Origin of the sequence: Shouchella miscanthi (assembly GCF_007725405.1) — a bacterium.
Classification (GTDB): Bacteria; Bacillota; Bacilli; order Bacillales; family Bacillaceae_D; genus Shouchella; species Shouchella hunanensis.
The window spans coordinates 3,885,007-3,902,355 of record NZ_CP042163.1; the positions used below are offsets into that span (position 1 = coordinate 3,885,007).

The 17,349-nt window shown below is 40.6% G+C and carries 17 protein-coding genes; 11 read left to right on the forward strand and 6 right to left on the reverse strand.

The annotated features are described in order from the left end of the window. The first annotated feature begins 1 nt into the window (after position 1). From FPV17_RS19845 to FPV17_RS19860, 4 genes are all read left to right on the forward strand, one after another. Positions 2-196 carry a hypothetical protein gene (locus FPV17_RS19845; RefSeq protein WP_035393735.1) on the forward strand — a complete coding sequence of 65 codons (195 nt, stop codon included), beginning with the start codon at positions 2-4 and terminating at the stop codon, positions 194-196. Between the two features lie 125 nt (positions 197-321). Further along, positions 322-810, forward strand: a complete 489-nt coding sequence (locus tag FPV17_RS19850; RefSeq protein ID WP_035393737.1) for a ferritin — start codon at positions 322-324, stop codon at positions 808-810. A 149-nt stretch (positions 811-959) separates the two neighbouring features. After that, positions 960-1,394, forward strand: coding sequence for a MarR family winged helix-turn-helix transcriptional regulator (locus FPV17_RS19855; protein WP_035393741.1), 435 nt, complete (start codon positions 960-962; stop codon positions 1,392-1,394). A 13-nt stretch (positions 1,395-1,407) separates the two neighbouring features. Continuing rightward, positions 1,408-2,055, forward strand: a complete 648-nt coding sequence (locus tag FPV17_RS19860) for a YczE/YyaS/YitT family protein (RefSeq protein WP_246117077.1) — start codon at positions 1,408-1,410, stop codon at positions 2,053-2,055. Positions 2,056-2,145: 90 nt separating this feature from the next. Here the strand turns inward: FPV17_RS19860 and FPV17_RS19865 are convergent, their stop codons facing one another. Beyond that, on the reverse strand, positions 2,146-2,727 hold the full coding sequence (locus FPV17_RS19865) for a TetR/AcrR family transcriptional regulator (RefSeq protein ID WP_035393745.1): 582 nt from the start codon (positions 2,725-2,727) through the stop codon (positions 2,146-2,148). Between the two features lie 201 nt (positions 2,728-2,928). Here FPV17_RS19865 and FPV17_RS19870 point away from each other — a divergent pair, with 201 nt between their 5' ends. The 5 genes from FPV17_RS19870 to FPV17_RS19890 all read left to right on the forward strand — a co-directional run bounded on the left by FPV17_RS19870 (position 2,929) and on the right by FPV17_RS19890 (position 8,510). Then, the gene (locus tag FPV17_RS19870) at positions 2,929-4,134 is read left to right on the forward strand and encodes an MFS transporter (RefSeq protein WP_035393748.1); all 1,206 of its coding nucleotides are present in this window, start codon (positions 2,929-2,931) and stop codon (positions 4,132-4,134) included. A 274-nt stretch (positions 4,135-4,408) separates the two neighbouring features. Continuing rightward, the gene (locus tag FPV17_RS19875; protein WP_186370673.1) at positions 4,409-5,725 is read left to right on the forward strand and encodes a sugar ABC transporter substrate-binding protein; all 1,317 of its coding nucleotides are present in this window, start codon (positions 4,409-4,411) and stop codon (positions 5,723-5,725) included. Between the two features lie 66 nt (positions 5,726-5,791). Further along, positions 5,792-7,093 carry a carbohydrate ABC transporter permease gene (locus tag FPV17_RS19880; RefSeq protein WP_035393750.1) on the forward strand — a complete coding sequence of 434 codons (1,302 nt, stop codon included), beginning with the start codon at positions 5,792-5,794 and terminating at the stop codon, positions 7,091-7,093. After that, positions 7,090-7,998 (forward strand): sugar ABC transporter permease, encoded by a 909-nt coding sequence (locus tag FPV17_RS19885; protein WP_144560201.1) that lies wholly within the window; start codon positions 7,090-7,092, stop codon positions 7,996-7,998. The genes FPV17_RS19880 and FPV17_RS19885 overlap by 4 nt, the downstream gene beginning before the upstream one ends. A gap of 71 nt (positions 7,999-8,069) precedes the next feature. Then, positions 8,070-8,510, forward strand: coding sequence for a ferritin-like domain-containing protein (locus FPV17_RS19890; RefSeq protein WP_246117078.1), 441 nt, complete (start codon positions 8,070-8,072; stop codon positions 8,508-8,510). A 32-nt stretch (positions 8,511-8,542) separates the two neighbouring features. Here the strand turns inward: FPV17_RS19890 and FPV17_RS19895 are convergent, their stop codons facing one another. Beyond that, positions 8,543-10,096: an alpha-amylase family glycosyl hydrolase gene (locus FPV17_RS19895; protein WP_144560202.1), complete on the reverse strand. Its 1,554-nt coding sequence runs from the start codon at positions 10,094-10,096 to the stop codon at positions 8,543-8,545. Positions 10,097-10,328: 232 nt separating this feature from the next. On the opposite strand from FPV17_RS19895, the gene FPV17_RS19900 reads away from it, so the two are divergent. Beyond that, positions 10,329-11,492 carry an MFS transporter gene (locus FPV17_RS19900; RefSeq protein ID WP_060704640.1) on the forward strand — a complete coding sequence of 388 codons (1,164 nt, stop codon included), beginning with the start codon at positions 10,329-10,331 and terminating at the stop codon, positions 11,490-11,492. 102 nt (positions 11,493-11,594) lie between these two features. Here the strand turns inward: FPV17_RS19900 and FPV17_RS19905 are convergent, their stop codons facing one another. Genes FPV17_RS19905 through FPV17_RS19920 form a run of 4 tightly spaced genes read right to left on the reverse strand, consistent with a single transcriptional unit; the run spans position 11,595 to position 16,430 of the window. Beyond that, positions 11,595-13,472, reverse strand: coding sequence for a TRAP transporter permease (locus FPV17_RS19905; RefSeq protein WP_144560203.1), 1,878 nt, complete (start codon positions 13,470-13,472; stop codon positions 11,595-11,597). 34 nt (positions 13,473-13,506) lie between these two features. Continuing rightward, positions 13,507-14,460 (reverse strand): TAXI family TRAP transporter solute-binding subunit, encoded by a 954-nt coding sequence (locus FPV17_RS19910; RefSeq protein WP_186370674.1) that lies wholly within the window; start codon positions 14,458-14,460, stop codon positions 13,507-13,509. 25 nt (positions 14,461-14,485) lie between these two features. After that, complete coding sequence (locus tag FPV17_RS19915; RefSeq protein WP_186370675.1) at positions 14,486-15,484, reverse strand: LacI family DNA-binding transcriptional regulator; 999 nt, start codon at positions 15,482-15,484, stop codon at positions 14,486-14,488. Between the two features lie 19 nt (positions 15,485-15,503). Then, positions 15,504-16,430, reverse strand: coding sequence for a dihydrodipicolinate synthase family protein (locus FPV17_RS19920; protein WP_144560206.1), 927 nt, complete (start codon positions 16,428-16,430; stop codon positions 15,504-15,506). A 283-nt stretch (positions 16,431-16,713) separates the two neighbouring features. On the opposite strand from FPV17_RS19920, the gene FPV17_RS19925 reads away from it, so the two are divergent. Further along, a complete protein-coding gene (locus FPV17_RS19925; protein WP_144560207.1) occupies positions 16,714-17,337 on the forward strand; it encodes an NDxxF motif lipoprotein in 624 nt (207 codons plus the stop codon). Positions 17,338-17,349 lie beyond the last annotated feature (12 nt).

Here is a 17,349-nt window from a genome sequence, read left to right on the forward strand (position 1 = left end):
CATGGCAGAAGAAACAAAAATACAAAACTTACATCGTGTCATTGTCACAAAGGGAGAATTTAAAGACAAAAAAGCGCGTGTTATTAATATTTATGACAATACCATCTCTGTTGAATTTGACGACTATACTGGGCGTAACGACGAACTACAGCGCACAGTTATTAAACACGATGACTACGAGAAAATTGAAGATTAAGTAAAACAAATAGGTTGCCAAACCATTCATATGCTATAGTGAAGAAAGTAGTAACGCTGTTTGGTTGTTGCTACTTTTTTTCAATCTTACCTACTACTCTAATGCGATAAGGAGCGATGCCAATTATGTTATCAGAAAACCTTGCTTCTGCACTAAACAAACAAATGAACATAGAATTCCAAGCGGCGCATGATTATATGGCAATGGCAGCCTACTGCCACTCTATTAGCTATAATGGGTTTGCACAGTTCTTCCTTAATCAAGCGGCTGAAGAACGAGAGCATGGGATGAAAGTGTACACCTATTTAAATGACAAAGGTCACTTAGCCGTATTTAACGCCCTTGATGCACCAAAACGTGATTACGGTGCGTTACTTGACACATTTACCGCAGCACTTGCACAAGAACGAGCCGTAACAAAAAGTTACTATGAAGTTTATGCGATTGCCGAAAAAGAACGAGAATACCAAACCCTTTCGTTTTTAAACTGGTTCCTAGATGAACAAGTGGAAGAAGAAGCAACGTTTGAAACACATATTGATTACTTAACGCGTATAAAAGACGATGCGAACGCTTTGTACAATTACGAACAGACCTTTAGTAGCACTGAATAAGTGAAAGCAGATGAATGGAAATCCATTCATCTGCTTTTTTAATTTCCTAACTAGATACCGATATAGTTGTCGCACGAACTACTTTGACAGCACTTCTTCATCTTGCTATAGTTGTTGCACGAACTTTATGAAGAAGGGGTGTGATCCGCTTGGATTCATTCGACGAATCCATTGGGTTTGCAACGGCTCAAACCCACCGTATGATGTTTCGAGCCTTTACATCTTACTTAAAATCATTCGATATTACACCAGAACAGTGGACAGTTATCAAGCGACTTTACACCTATGGCGACCTCACTCAAAAGCAACTAGTCACTGCTTCTGAAAAAGATAAAGCCACGTTGACGCGGATTATTGACTTGCTTGAAAGAAAGACCTTCATAAAAAAAACGCAAAACGATGAAGATAAACGGTCACACTACATCTGTTTAACGAAACATGGAATTCAGCTGTATAAAACGGTTCAACCTGGTACAGAGCAATTCTATAAAGATTTAGTAGAAGAGATTTCAACGACTGATCTAGCAGTTTACGTTGACACGCTTAAGAAACTTCAACAAGCATGTCGCTATTATATTGATTAAAGAAGGGGTTATTTTGCACGTTTTTCAACGCTATTCTATGTTTGTACTAGGCATCTTTTCTATGGGATTAGGCATTGCTCTTACTACACGATCTAATCTTGGAACCACTCCCATATCAAGCGTTCCTTATGTATTAAGCCTTGCACTTCCTTTGTCCCTTGGTGCGTTTACTTTTTTGACATTACTGCTCTTTGTATTTGTTCAGAAACTCATTCTTAAAAAGGACTTCCCTTTCATTCAATATGCACAGCTTATGATTGCGCCTTTACTCGGTTTAAGTGTGGATCTCGGGATGTATCTTACCTTGTTTATAGAGCCGACGTTCTATGTAGAGAAAATCGGAATTGTAGTCATTGGCAGTTTTTTTCTTGCATTAGGAGTGACATTACAAGTAGAGGCTAAAACCGTCATGAACGCTGGTGAAGCCATTGTTCATGTACTTGCCAACCGCTTGCAAAAGCCTTTTAGCTCGGTAAAAATATGGTTTGACTGGATGCTTGTTTTAAGTGGGCTTCTTCTATCATTAGCGCTTCTTGGAGGGTTTTACGGCATTCGCGAGGGTACGTTAATTGCGGCCTTCCTTGTTGGCTTATTTGTGAAGTGGATTCATCTCTTTCGTACGATGCTCCATCGGCGATTCTTTTTAAAGGGTTCTGATTAAAGGTCACTCTTCACATGATGAAGGGGGGAAGATCATTGAATGATCTTCCCCCCTTCCTGATCCAAGTACTAGGCAGCGAGCGATGTGTCGCTATGCTCTAATTCCCCGCCAATATACGCTCCAAGACTTCTCTGCTTGTTTACTAATTTCTTCTGGTGAATAAAAAACCACTTCTGTCACCAATCCTTCAATTAAAGCAAAGTACGTGTATGCCATTGTTTCCGAATCGAGCTCCATCGTTAAAGCACCTTGTTCTTGACCCTCTTTCATGACGTCTGAAAAAAGTGCACGTACCTTTCGTTCACTCTCACTAAGCATCTCTTTCAATGGTTCTGCTAGTTGTTGAGGTGGATACTGAAGAAAACGGCTGTAAAATTGATTTGCTGGGTTATCTTGGGTCCAGTCATGAACATACGTTATAAATGCTTGATAGAGTTGCTTTTCAATACTTACATTCCCTTGTCCAAGAGAATCTTTAATAAACGTTACGTAATCCAGTGACATGTCCATTACTAAATCCAAGAAGAGTGCCTCTTTGTTTTTATAATGCGCATAGAGGGAGGGCTTCTTAATTCCCACTCGTTCCGCAATATTTGCCATTGATGTACCTTCATAACCGAGAGTTGCAAATAGCTCCGTGCTTTCACGTTTAATTTTTTCTTTCGTGTGCATATCATTCTCCTTTACATCTTTAACTGTCTAGGTTATAATCCTTATTTACCGACCGATCGTTAGGTTATAGGTTCATTGTACTGATTTTTTTTTGTCTTGTAAAGCCAGCTCACCACCTCAACCTACCTAACGTTAGGTTTTATACATGATAAACCTTTGTTCGGTCATACTATTCTTACTGTCTTAAAGGAGATCGACTCTATGGCACAAACACCATTAAGAAAAAATTCAACGTTCGTGCTCCTGCTCATTGCAGGTATCTTTGCCGTTGTAGGCTTTAGTATGTTTTTAACGACGACAACGTGGTATGTTGTAACCATTCTTGGATCAGCAAGCTCGCTAGGTATTGTCCTAATTGCAGCTACCGTCCCTCGTTTGCTTATGATGACTTTTGGCGGCGTTGTAGCAGATAAATATAAAAAAACGACCATTATGTTTGGAACCAATTTGGCACAAGGTCTTTTGCTCCTAACGATTTATGTCCTGGTCGATTTGGATCAGATGACGTTTTTCCTTTTGTTACTAACAGCTGCTGTTTTTGGTACATTAGATGCATTCTTTGGTCCAGCCAGTTCTTCGATGATTCCAAAAATCGTCCCGAAGGAACAGTTACAAAAAGCCAATGCGTACTTCCAAGGGGTTGACCAAGTTTCTTTTATTATTGGTCCAATCCTAGCAGGGTTAATTATGGAAACAGGAACCGTTGCAACGAGTTATCTCGTCGCAACAATTCTAGTATTTCTTTCGGCTATTGTTATTTTTCCACCATTTATTAAAGAAGCACCTGTGGAAAACCACGTAAAACAAAGCCCACTAAAAGACTTACGGGAAGGGTTTCAATATATTAAAAGCTCTAACTTCTTAGTCGTTGGTTTAGCGGTGTTAATTACACTGAATTTCTTTGTTTTCGGGGCGCTACACATCGCCATTCCATTACTAGTCGATCTGCACGGCGGGACCCCCATTAACTTAAGCTACATGGAAGTCAGCTTAGGTGTCGGTATGGTTATTAGCACACTCATTCTAAGTTCAATTCCAATTCGACGAAGAGGCTTTACCTCATTAATGGGGCTGTTCGCTGCCGTAGGAACATTACTGTTATTCAGTATGGCGCCTAACTTGCTTACGCTCACAATCATTGTCTTTTTTATTGGTTTTTCAATGTCGTTCGTTTACATCCCTTTCTTTACAGCGGCACAAGAAAATACGGATGGCCGATTAATGGGTCGTGTGATGAGCATTATTTTTCTTGCTATGAACGGGTTTGACCCGATTGCTTATGGATTAGTCAGCGCATTGGTTGCAGCTGATGTTCGCATCCAGCTCATTTTGTTCGGTCTCGGGATTGCCGGCTTATTCATAGCATGCATAGTAAAATGGAAAGCACCGTACTATGCCAAATCTTAAAATCTGTCTAAACCACCTACCAAGATAATTGGTAGGTGGTTTTGCCTTTTTAGTTATGTCGAAAAATATTTATGTGCATCTTTTCTCTTTACTCGATGCAAGCGTTTGCGCTTACCGTATAAGGATGTACAAGGTGTAACGTCTTTTATTTCTAGATCAACAGTCCTCCTAAGCGTTGATATGACTGATGTTACCCAACATAAACAGCTTAATTCTCACATACACCTTTACTAATGAAAGATGCTTTTCATTACACGTAAGGGGGAGTCAAAAAATGGCGTTTAAAAAAACAATCGGTACACTTATTTCCGGGGCGCTGTTAACGAGCTTTTTAGTTGGCTGTACATCAGGGAATGAAAAAGAGCCTGAGGAAACGGCAAATGAACCAAAAGAGCCACCGACAGAAGAAAGTCTATCACCTGAAGAAGGCGCGCATCTCGTTCTCTGGGACAATGGAGACGAAGAGGCGGAGTGGGCGGCATTTGTAGCCGAAGCATTTGAAGAAACGTATGGTGTTCCAGTCGAGTTACAAGAAGTAGGGCATACGGATGCACCGACTAAACTGGAAACCGATGGACCTGCTGGTCTTGGTGCTGATGTCTTTAATGCCGCTCACGATCACCTGGGAAAAATGGTATCGGCAGGGCTTGTTTATGACAATTATTATGCAAGCGATTACAAAGAGACTTTTATGGATGCATCCGTAAACGGAACCTCCTATCTTGATCAAGATGGGCAATTAACAATGTATGGTTTTCCTCTCGCCATCGAAACGTATGCACTTTATTACAATAAAGACATTGTTGAAGAACCACCGAGCACTTGGGAAGAATTGTTCACTACAGCCAAAGCGTTCCAAGAAGAGTCAACAAATAATGAGCGCAGGTTTGGCTTTATGATGGAGCCTGCAAACTTTTACTATACCCATGCATTTATGGCGGGGTACGGCGGATATGTTTTTGGTGACCAGAACACAAATGCTAAAGACCTTGGCATTGATAATGAAGGAGCCATCCAATCAGGGCATTTCTTAGCGTCTATACATGACGAGCTATTGCCGTTGGCTATTGAAGATATTACAGGTGATGTCATTTCTTCCTTTTTTAACGAGGGCAATCTTGCTTATCGCATTTCAGGTCCTTGGGATGTCCGCAATCACGAAAGCGCAGGGGTGAATTTCGGGGTGGCTCCTCTTCCATTACTCGAAAATGGAGAAGCACCACAATCGTTTTCTGGTATTAAAGCCTATTACGTTAACTCTTATAGCGAGTATCCGAAGGCAGCTACGTTACTAGCACAATTTGCATCAAGTGAAGAGATGTTGTTGAAGCGTTATGAAATGACTGGTCAACTTCCTCCAGTAAAAGCGCTTGTCGAAAATGAACTTATCCAGCAGGATGAGATTTCAACTGCATTCTTAGAGCAAGCATTGCAAGCTGTTCCTATGCCAAATATGCCAGAAATGATTTCTGTCTGGGGTCCTATGCAAGTAGCCTATACGTCTATCTGGAATGATGGTACAGATCCTGAAAAAGCGTTAAAAGCTGCACGTGAACAAATTGAAGATGCGATTGCGACATTAAGTCCGTAAAGCTTCTTTAGCCAGCTTCCTTTCAAGAAGTTGGCTTGCCATTTAAGCTAGAAAGGAGTGAGAACCGTGCGTAGTCATAAGAACCGTGGGACGCTATTGTCGATTATCTTTATGGGGTTCGGTCAACTGTATCACCGTCAATTTGTAAAAGGCGGGCTTTTTATCGCTCTAGAAATTTATTTGCTTTTGTTTTGGACATTACCTTTTCGAAATGCGATGTGGGGCTTATATACATTAGGAGAAACCACACAAACAAGGGTTGGCTTTACCATTGTTCAAGGAGATCACTCGATCTTTCTATTAATTGAAGGGATTATTTTTCTTATTTGCGGCTTGCTCTTTCTTTGGATGTATGTGCTAGCCATACGTGATGCACGTCGAGTCGGATTTCAACGAGATCAAGGAAAAAAAGCTAACACGTTTAAACAGACATGGACCGTATTAGCTGATAAGGGATTCCCCTATTTTCTATTAATGCCTTCTGTCTTATTTACAGCCTTTCTCACTATTCTTCCGCTTATTTTTGGAATCGCCATTGCTTTTACCAACTATTCAGCACCAAATCATATTCCCCCAGCCTCCTTAGTCGATTGGGTTGGCTTCCAGACATTTATCGATTTATTCAACATGAAAACGTGGAATCGTACATTTCTTGGTGTATTCTCTTGGACAATCATCTGGGCAGTGTTAGCAACTGTAACGACTTTTTTTGTTGGTTTATTTTTCGCCGTACTGTTGAATTCAAAAGGCATTCGGTTTCGTAAATTTTGGCGTAGCATTTACATTTTGCCTTGGGCGATTCCTTCATTTGTCTCCATTTTAATTATGCGAAATTTATTTAATGGAGAGTTTGGCCCGATTAATCAATACGTTGAATTTTTAGGTCTTGCTGCCGTCCCTTGGCTTAGTGATCCAAACTGGGCTAAGTTTACCCTCGTTCTCGTAAATATTTGGTTTGGTTTTCCGTTTTGGATGGTATTAATGAGTGGCGTCATGACAAGCATTGATCGTGAATTATATCAAGCTGCTGAAGTAGATGGCGCAAGCGGTCGTCAACGATTCTTAGGCATTACGCTCCCAATTGTTATGTTTTCCACAGCACCACTGCTCATTATGAATTTTGCAGGAAATTTTAATAACTTTAATTTGATTTATCTTCTTACTCAAGGCGGACCTGTTAATATCGATTATTCTTACGCCGGTTCGACCGATATTCTCATCTCATGGATTTACAAACTGACATTAGAACAAAGTCAATTCGCCATTGCTTCTGTTATCTCGATCTTAATCTTTTTCGTACTTGCCGCCGTATCGATTTGGAATTTCAGACGAACCCGGGCATTCAAAGAGGAGGACACGATGCTATGAACCGCAAACAAAAAAATCGTTTCAGCACGTTTTTTAAGCATCTCCTCTTAACGTTCGTTGCCTTATTCACTATTTATCCAGTGATATGGATTGTCATGGGTTCGTTTAATCCTGGAAGCTCCCTTTTTACCGCTCAAGTAATACCAGGGATGAACTGGTCCCTCTTTTGGGAAGGCATGCGCGAGTTTAACTTTCACACTGTTATGGAATCCTTTCGTTCCATTCGTCTTACACTCTCCCACTATAGTCATTTATTCCAAGAAACCAATTACCTACTTTGGTATAAAAACACATTGAAGATTGCTTTTTGGAATATGGTTTTATCTACCTTTCTTGTTGTCACCGCAGCTTATGCATTTAGTCGTTTTCGTTTTCCCGGTCGTAAGCAAGGTTTAATGACTATGCTCGTCTTACAAATGTTCCCAGGGTTCATGGGAATGATTGCGATTTATATTTTGTTGTTGCAACTGAATTTGCTGGATAATCACTGGGGGCTGATTCTTGTGTACGCAGGTGGATCTATACCTTTTAATGCTTGGCTCGTAAAAGGGTATTTTGATACTTTACCAAAAAGCCTTGAAGAAGCCGCAAAAATTGATGGAGCAGGCAACACTACGATCTTTGCACGAGTACTTATGCCTCTCTCTGTACCGATCCTTGTCTTTGTCGCAGTTTCAAACTTTATTGGGCCGTGGATGGATTTCATCTTTGCCCGACTAGTCTTGCGTTCAAATGAAAATAAAACCCTTGCCATTGGCTTGTTTGAAATGGTTACAGGACGAGGAAATACGGAATTTACTCTTTTTGCTGCCGGCGCCGTTCTTGTTGCTGTACCCATTACGATTCTCTTTATGACATTTCAACGGTTTATGGTGGAAGGTCTCAAAGCAGGAGCAAATAAATAAAGGAGAGTGCATAGACTTCATGTAAATTCCATACTACTAACAAAAATGATGGTAGAAGGGGCTAACGCACAATGCACATGGATGCACACGAAGTGAAAACATTGAATCAGTTGTTAGAAGGGCAGTATATGGGGATTCACTCATACGAGCACTTTTTAGAGCACCTTTCAGCAGGATCACCCTTATACGACACGATGACTGCCATTCATCATGACTTGGAAAAACACGCTTCCTTACTCGCCACACGTATTGAAGCCCTTGATGGTGTACCTGTAAAAAGTGAAGGCGCCATTGGAACCATTCAACGCTGGCTAAGTGAACTGTTTGATCGACCCCATGGTGAGGAAGATATTCTTAAACACGCTATTAAGGGAGAGAATTTGTACGGTATCCGGATGTCCGAAAAAATTGCCCGACAAGGCTTGGACGAAGAGAGTTTGCAGCTCGTTCATCGTATCATTGATGAACAACGCGAACACGTCGATCAATTAAAAAAGAAACTCCACCATTAAAAAAACCATCCAGCTATGTAGCTGGATGGTTTTTAATGACTATACACGACGGTTGAATACGGTGCCATCTGAACGCTTTGCCCATTCTGTTCACTATCTCCGTTACGGTAATATAGATCCACCCATTGTTCTGGCAGTTGAACGTCCACGCGGGCTCCTGTCATGTTATGCAAGACAAGAACGCTCTCCTCGTCTAATACACGCTCAAACGCAACAAGTCCTTCTTTTTTCACTTCAGAGACCGTCACCTCACCATCCATTAAAATAGGATGACTTCGCCGTACCGCAATCATCTCTCTATAGTGATGAAGCAAGGAATCTTCATTTTCTAGTTGAGCTTCTACTGCTACTTTTTCTCGATTCGTACTATAGCGACGCTCAATCCATGTCGTCTCTTCAGGACTTTCTTCTTTCGTCCATATCATCGGTTCTCGGATATGCTCATCTGGCTTCATCCCCTCAAGCCCCACTTCTTCTCCATAATAAAGATAGGGGTTTCCTGGTAGTGTGAGTAAGAGAGAAGCGGCCATTTTCGCGTGGTCTTCGTTTCCGTTAAGTTGACTCATCACTCGGTCTATATCATGATTCGTTAAAAAGGTACTATCCACATACCCTTCTGCTACAGATGAAAAATGGTTCCGCACTTTCTCCAAGCCAGACGCAATCCCTGTATCCCTCTCCTGCTGGACAGAGGAGAGAATACGACTAGACAAGTCAAAGTTAAATCCACTATCAATTCCCTGTAAGTACTGCCCTACCACGGATGCACTGTCCCACACTTCACCAACAAGCATGGAATGAGGTTTAATCCCTTTCACGTGAGCATTAAAATCCTTCCACAACGCAACATTTTCTTCATGATGATCATCCAATTGATAAGCGCTATACAAGTATTTGGCTGCGTCTAATCGAAAACCATCAATACCAATTTCCTCTAACCAAAATTGGCTTGCTTCTTTAAATTCAGCCATTACCTGCGAATTAGCGAAATTCATGTCAGGCATACCGTGCCAAAAAACGCCTTCATACTTTGGTTCGCCCTCTCCATGCCACACAGGTTGTTGCCAATCCCCCACTTGATTAAGATTTGTTGAGTCGTCACTCCAAACGTAATAATCACGGTACGTTTCATCCCCTGCTAACGCCTGTTGAAACCATGGGTGTTCAGACGAGCTGTGATTCATAACGAAATCAATAATAACGTCGATTCCACGATTATGTGCTTCCTTTACGAACGTTTTCATGTCTTCTATCGTTCCATAATCAGGATGAACATCTGTATAATCCGTCACGTCATACCCATGATAACTCGGCGATGGGTTAATGGGCATGAGCCAAATACCAGTAACACCAAGATCGTGCAAATAATCAAGCTTACTCGTCGCTCCTTTTAAATCACCGATACCATCTCCATCTCCGTCTGCAAACGCTCGCACAAAAATTTCATAGTAAATTCGGCTTTCCGTATCTTCTACGAACGGTGTATCTTGTGACCACTTCATCGCCTCTTCCTCCCCAGAAAAAACGTTCGTACAGCCGCTCACGAGCAAAATCGGAGCGATCCATGCGATTCTTTTTTTTACCATATATAGCCTCCTATTTCTTGAAACTAAGCCTTTCTTCTGTATATATGAACTGCTTACTTCCTCTATTCCTGTGCAAATGATTTCCCAAATTCTAACTCGAAAGCGATCTCATTTTTCGCTTCTCCAATTTTTCAATCAAAAGGCTAGACAATCGTCTTTTCTTCCTGTATCTTAGGAACTTGTTTGCGAGATCAAAACAGCGAGGGAGGAGTGGAGATTTATGTTACGTTTGATGAATAATCGCCGCATAGTATTAACCATTTTTATGCTAGGTACTTTTGCTATAGGGATGACGGAATATGTCGTCACTGGTTTATTAACCGAATTTGCACGTGATCTCGATGTCGCTGTGTCCACAACTGGATTATTGCTAAGTGTATATGCGATTAGCGTAGCTGTCTTTGGACCTCTCTTGCGCATCATTACAATTAAGTATCCACCAAAACCATTGCTTATAGGGCTGACTGCGCTTTTTGTTATTAGTAATATCATCGCCGCAACAGCGCCTACTTTTGAGATATTGCTACTATCACGGTTACTGTCCGCTACTATGCATGCGCCATTTTTCGGCCTTGCCATGATGATGGCTATTAACATGTCACTACCTGAAAGACGAACACAAGCTATCGCCATTGTACAAGGAGGTTTAACCATTGCGATTATGATCGGTGTTCCCTTTGGCTCCTTTATTGGTGGAATAGTAGACTGGCGCTTAGTGTTTTGGTTTTTAGTATTATTAGGGGCACTCGTTTTAATTGGATTACTTCTATTTGTCCCGAATGAAAAACAAACTGTAGCACCTAATTTAAAATCAGAGTTACAAGCATTAGCGAACAAAAATGTCTTGTGGGTCCTTGCCATCATCGTCTTCGGCTTCTCCGGTGTCTTTACGGCTTATACGTTCAAAGAGCCGATGTTACGGGAATTTGCAGGGTTTGGTGTTCCTGGTGTGACACTTGGACTATTCTTTTTCGGTCTCGGTGCCGTAATCGGTAACTTCACATCTGGTCGTGTGCCTCCACGCTTATTAACAAAAACATTAATGGCTTCTTTAGTGGCACTCGCACTCGTTTTATTTACCTTTACATTCCTTCTGCAAAGTCCCGTGCTTGCAATTGTAAGCTGCTTTTTATTCGGGGCTGGAACGTTTGGAACGACACCATTACTAAACGCAAAAGTGATTTTAGCAGCAAAAGAAGCACCGATGCTTTCAGGAACAATTGCTGCATCTATTTTTAATGTTGCTAATGCTCTTGGTGCTAGCCTTGGTACAATCTTCCTCAATATGGGGTTCAGCTTTACGATGATTACATTTGTGGCAGGAGGGATTATCCTATTTGGACTTGTGTTAACCATCATTACAAGTAAAGTGGAAGATAAAGCATTATACGAATGAATAAAAGGCTTACTGCCTATCAGTAAGCCTTTTTACTAGCAACTCGATATGAATGCACATCATAAATAAAAAGGCATCGTCCCAAAACCGATGCCTGCTCTTTTACACTTCAATAGAGTTTTCTTTCCTATCGTTTTTTTTATCAATAACAAAAGCCAGCCCAATTAACCCTATTGCTAACGCTCCTAAGGTCACCCCACCAAACATAAGCAAGATCGCCGCAAGAAGAAAAATCCCTCTGTTTAACCAAGACCATCTTCTTACTAAATAGCCTTCTATACTAGCAACCCAACAACAGACTCCAATCAGAGAAGTAATCGAACTTACTACAATTTCGCTAGCGGATCCCTGAAGAAGTAGAGCTGGTGAAAAAACAAACATAAATGGGATGATATAGGCTAATAACCCCAGTTTAAAGGCCTCAATAGAGGTTTGATTAGCATCTGCACGTGCTAAGGCGGCTGCTGTAAAAGCTGTAATGGCTACAGGAGGAGTCAAAGCAGCCAAAGTCGAATAATAAAAAATGAACATATGTGCAACTATAGGTGGTATTCCTAATTGAACAAGTGGCGGAATAAGAATAGAGACCAAAACGACATAAACTGCTGTTGGAGGCATACCAAACCCTAAGATAATGGTTATGAGCATAACAATAATCAAAGCAATCCCTACATTGCCTTGCGAAAAGCTAAGTAAGACAGATGAGATCGTAACCCCTAAACCAGTAATTGATATCACACCTACAATAATACCAGCAGCAGCACAAGCAGCAGCAATAGTCATGACATTTTGTGACCCAGCTCTAAGTGAATGTGTTAACACACGGAAGGATGGTCGTGTCTCTTTACTTAATAAAGAGATAAGTACACCAATGACAATAGACCAAAATGCAGAATTAATCGGACTTCTTCCCATTGCAATCATGACCAATAAAAATAAAATAGGAATCGCAAGGTGCCCTCTTTTCAACAATGTTTCTTTAATTGGTGGAAGCTGGTCTTTTGGTAAACCCCACATTTTTCTTTTATACGCAATTGAGTCTATTCTTAACAGCAGTGATACGTAAAATAATACAGCTGGAATAATTGCAGCCAATGCAATTTGTTGATAAGGCATCCCCAAATAGTCTGCCATAATAAAAGCTGCAGCTCCCATTATTGGAGGCGTAATCATCCCCCCCGTTGAGGAAACGGCTTCAATGGCTCCCGCCTGATAACCTTTAAATCCTATTTTTTTCATGAGGGGAATGGTGAAATTTCCAGTTGTAGCCGCATTTGCGACTGGAGATCCAGACAGCATCCCCATCAAAGCACTAGCAAAAATAGCCGTTTTAGCAGGTCCACCTCGAAAGCGTCCCGTCAATGAGAACGACATATCAATAAACCATTTCCCACCACCAAGTTTTTCAAGAAACGATCCAAATAAAACAAAAATGATGATAAATGTAGCTGAAATTCCCATTGGAACTCCAAAGATACCTTCAGACCCTAAATACAAAAAAGTTGACAGTCTTTCTATTGACTGACCTCTGTGATCGAACGGCTCTGGAAAATATGGTCCTAATAGCGCATACGCTAGAAATGCTAGAGTAATAAGCATTAAAACTTTCCCAGCTGACCTTCTCGCAGCTTCCAGCACGACCACTATCATTGTGATTGCCATTAACAAATCAAAGATGGTATTCGTTCCCACAGTCAGAACCCTTTGCTCCCAAACAATGAGTAAATAAACACCACTTATGCTCGCCATCATAATAAATAAAAAAGTCACTGTTTCACTTATGGTTTGTTGCACTTTAGAAAGCTCTTTCTTTGGCTCGTACATAAGAAATAGACTTACAGACATCAAAAGCCAATGTATACCCCTTTGATCCATTGCAGAAAGCATGCCAAAACCAGCAGTATATAAAGCAAACAACCCATTCACAATAAGTATGATTGCACCCAGCCGAAATCGTTGTTTTAAGATTATCTCTGCCACAGCTCATTCTCCTCTCACATTTCGGTTTAAGGATTCAGTTTAGTAATCCAGATTCCTCAAAATATTTTTCTGCTCCTGGATGCAAGGGAATGGGAAGATTATTCGTTGCAGATTCAAGACTTAATTCCCTGGCTGATGGATGAGAATCCTGTATCATTTCTATATTGGAAAAGAAATCTCTCGTCATTTGATATACCGTGTCCTCATCTACTTCTGCATTTACGATAACCATATTGGATATATTCACAGTGGTAATATCATTGTCTGTCCCATAAAGATCCGACGGAATTTTAATTTCTTCCAGATAAGGGAATGTATCAAGAAGCTCGTCCATTTCATTCTCCATAGAAAGAATCCTGAAATTAGAAACTGTCGCAGCTAGTTCAACAATAGCGGAAGCTGGTATAGCAGACTGTACAATCATAGCGTCTGTTGTGTGATCACTTAGCATTCCCACCCCTTCACTGTATGACACGTACGTTCCATTAACATCGTTTAACTGAAGTCCATAGACACTCATAATGTCTGCAACGACATTTGTTGCCCCACCTCCAGCTGGACCTAATACAATATTTTTCCCTTTTAAATCTTCCACACTATAAATATCAGAATTGCCTGACACTACAATGTGAAATACACCTTTAGATAATCCGCCGAACATGCTCCTTATATTCGTATTTTCCCTTTGATAAGGAGCGTCTCCATGATAACCTGCATACACTAAAGCAGTTTGACTTATAGCTATTTCCAACTCTCCTTTGTCAACTAAATCTACATTTTCTAGTGCTCCACCTGTCACCTCGGCAGATGACCTACTATCAGAATTAGATGATATAATGTCGGCCATTGAAATTCCGATGGGATAATAGGCACCCCCGGTAGCTGCTGTTCCAACATTAATATAGGTTTTAGCCTCGCCTTTTGAGCAAGCGCTTACAAAAATAAGAAGGGAAATTGCTACAACAATTCCCCTGAGTTGTCTGTTCATTTTGTTTGACCTCCAGTACATGTCATTACTTGAGCTCTTTAACAGATTGACGTTCAACTAAATCCATTTGGAACAACCGTTTCTTTTTCCTGAGATTACTTCCATTTATTTTTGATATGAGCATCTGTGCAGATGTCGTCCCTAACTTTAATAGGTTCGTGTGCATTGTAGTTAATGTCGGATTTGTGAAGCTTGAGAATGGCACATCACCAAATCCAATGATTGACAGATCTTCCGGAATACGAATACCATGTTCATTCGCTGCTTTCATTACACCGAATGCAAGATAATCTGAAGAGCAAACAATAGCCGTTGGTAGATTACTAGCATCGTTAATCCTCTGAATAAAGTGATTGTAGCTCGCCACTGAATCATATTCAGGAACCTCTATTATTGAATGGGGATCCAGCGAATGAGCTTTCATCGCCTGTTCGTATCCTTCTAAACAAAGACGACTTTTAAAAGCGGTTTTTGGACCATTTACTAATTCAATCTCTTTATGTCGCTTCGATACCAGATACTGAACCGCCGAAGCAATTCCTCCACTGTCATCTGGACAAACGTTAGGAAAATCTTCCTCTTCATAACTCCCAACAATAATAGTGGGAATTCGCGATTCTCGCAATTGCACTAGTAGAGAGTCATCTTCTCTAACCGCGAAAAGTAAGATGCCATCTACCACATGATTTTCAACTAGATATTGCTGATGCTGATAGGTAAATGACGAAATCATATTGTATTGGTTTTTATCCAATACGTTCGAAATCCCCTCAAAAATTCTTGTAAAGAAAGGATTTCCTAGAACCGTGTTTCCTTCTCTCGGAGAAACGATACCAATATTGTGCGTCTGTTGGCTAGCCAACCCCCTCGCACTCATATTTGGCCGATACCCCATCTCAGCAATAATTTTTTTTATTTTCTCAGTTGTTTCCACCCCTACCCCGGGTTTACCAGATATAGCTCTAGAAACCGTGGCAGTTGACACGTTTGCGGCTTTTGCAACATCTTTAATGCGAATTCCCATGGTATAACACTCCATTTGTTTAAACTAAGAGGTTCACCTTATCAAGCCCCTGTTTAATCTCTTCTTTTTCTTTTGTCGATAGTGGTATAACAGGTGGTCTTGCAAGCGCACTCGGTACTAAACCTCTCTGATACATTGCTTCTTTCATTCTAGCATGTGCCGTCGAGGATGGTTCACCCATTTTATAAACAGCCTGTTTTAACTCATAGATTTCATCGTATACCGCTTGAGCCTTAATAAGGTCCTGCTCCTCCACTGCCTTGACTAAAGAAACAATTAGATCAGGAACAAAACATCCAAACCCAACCAGTGCACCATCGATTCCTTGTACGAGAGTTGGAAGTAGATATTCATCGTGACAAGTTAAAATCGAAATGTCTGGCGCATGTTTTTTAAGTGCTCTTACATCTACTTCGTACTGCGCAATATCGCGGGTACCAATTTTCACAGCTTCAACATTTGGAATATTCACCATTTCCAAAAGTTGATCCGTTGTGTACGTTGCTTTCGTCCAATTAGGGTATTGATGAACAACAATTGAGATATCAACAGATGCGGCTACATCTTTGAAGAATTGAACTGTTGATTCTGGCTGCATGCCAAAACGCAACCACGAATGTGGGGGCATTAAAAGGATTCCTTCTCCACCCGCCTCTTCAATTGCTTTTGCATGTTCGACAGCCTCTAACGTTCCCTCTGCAGACAAGCCTGAAATAACAGGAACTTTTCCATTTAACTCTTCAACAGCAATTCTTACAGCCTCTGCCCGTTCATGTGGCAACAACGAGTTAATTTCTCCTGTATGTCCATTTACAACGATACCAGAAATGCCATCATGACTGGCAACCCAGCTGACTAATTTTCTAAATCCTGCCTCATCGATACTGTAATCATCTTTAAAAGGTAACAATACTGCCGGGTAAACTCCATTCCACTTTTTTCCCATTGTTTCACTTCACCTCATCATTAGATTATGATCGTACAAGTTCATGCAGATATTAACGTAAGCGGTTAACGTAAGCGGTTACGTTAAGGCAATCGTAATGCACATTGATCAATTCGTCAATAGAAAGTTTTAAATTGTTAGAAATTTGACTCTCAAAAAAAAATGCAGATACTACCTATCTATTCGCCATTTTCCTAGTAAAAGAGGGGAATCCACCTTATTTATAGAAGGAAGTACGTTGTGAAAAAGAACTTGTCTAGAGCACGACATTGGAGGCATAAAAATGAAGAAAGGTTGCACAATCTGTTTTGTTGGATTAGGTTTATTGTTTAGTGCTTGTTCACAGGATAGCGAAACTCATCTTGCTAACAACGAAATCGAAGAAAGAATTCATTTAGAGGAAATTGTGGTTCCGACTGATATTTTCATTTCAGACACTGTTGCCACGGAACTAACAGAAGATGAACTCAACGCTAGTATCGAATTCTATTTAAATGCTTGCGGTGATTTATATGCAGTGATGGATCAATTCGAGAATGCTACCGATTCAGGCGTCCTTCTTACAGAAGAAGAAACGAAACTACTAGCAGAAACTCTTACATTGTTATACGACAATGACAAAAATTTCTCAGCATACATCGGAGAAAATACTGTACCTGCTAGCTATGAAGAAAATGTAGAGCTCATTCAACAATATGTAACAGGGCTTAACCAATTTCTTTATCATTTTGATGAAAAAATAGGTCGTTTTGAAGATGCTGTTGAGAATTTAATAGGCGGAGTGATTCGACTAGAAGATTTTATGCTCGTAGGCGACCTTCCCAGCAATGTGAACGGAAAAGCACAACAAAAAATTGAGAATTTCCTCAAGGAAAAAGGAATCTCCACTCATTTATTCGATCAATAACGTAGAAGCGTC

What these genes read in the sequence shown, in the direction of transcription:
- FPV17_RS19900 (WP_060704640.1), top strand. Translation starts at nt 10,329, where the DNA reads ATGAATAATCGCCGCATAGTATTAACCATTTTTATGCTAGGTACTTTT.
- FPV17_RS19845 (WP_035393735.1), top strand. Translation starts at nt 2, where the DNA reads ATGGCAGAAGAAACAAAAATACAAAACTTACATCGTGTCATTGTCACA.
- FPV17_RS19875 (WP_186370673.1), top strand. Translation starts at nt 4,409, where the DNA reads ATGGCGTTTAAAAAAACAATCGGTACACTTATTTCCGGGGCGCTGTTA.
- FPV17_RS19920 (WP_144560206.1), bottom strand. Translation starts at nt 16,430, where the DNA reads ATGGGAAAAAAGTGGAATGGAGTTTACCCGGCAGTATTGTTACCTTTT.
- FPV17_RS19870 (WP_035393748.1), top strand. Translation starts at nt 2,929, where the DNA reads ATGGCACAAACACCATTAAGAAAAAATTCAACGTTCGTGCTCCTGCTC.
- FPV17_RS19850 (WP_035393737.1), top strand. Translation starts at nt 322, where the DNA reads ATGTTATCAGAAAACCTTGCTTCTGCACTAAACAAACAAATGAACATA.
- FPV17_RS19910 (WP_186370674.1), bottom strand. Translation starts at nt 14,460, where the DNA reads ATGAACAGACAACTCAGGGGAATTGTTGTAGCAATTTCCCTTCTTATT.
- FPV17_RS19885 (WP_144560201.1), top strand. Translation starts at nt 7,090, where the DNA reads ATGAACCGCAAACAAAAAAATCGTTTCAGCACGTTTTTTAAGCATCTC.
- FPV17_RS19890 (WP_246117078.1), top strand. Translation starts at nt 8,070, where the DNA reads ATGCACATGGATGCACACGAAGTGAAAACATTGAATCAGTTGTTAGAA.
- FPV17_RS19895 (WP_144560202.1), bottom strand. Translation starts at nt 10,096, where the DNA reads ATGGTAAAAAAAAGAATCGCATGGATCGCTCCGATTTTGCTCGTGAGC.
- FPV17_RS19915 (WP_186370675.1), bottom strand. Translation starts at nt 15,484, where the DNA reads ATGGGAATTCGCATTAAAGATGTTGCAAAAGCCGCAAACGTGTCAACT.
- FPV17_RS19865 (WP_035393745.1), bottom strand. Translation starts at nt 2,727, where the DNA reads ATGCACACGAAAGAAAAAATTAAACGTGAAAGCACGGAGCTATTTGCA.
- FPV17_RS19925 (WP_144560207.1), top strand. Translation starts at nt 16,714, where the DNA reads ATGAAGAAAGGTTGCACAATCTGTTTTGTTGGATTAGGTTTATTGTTT.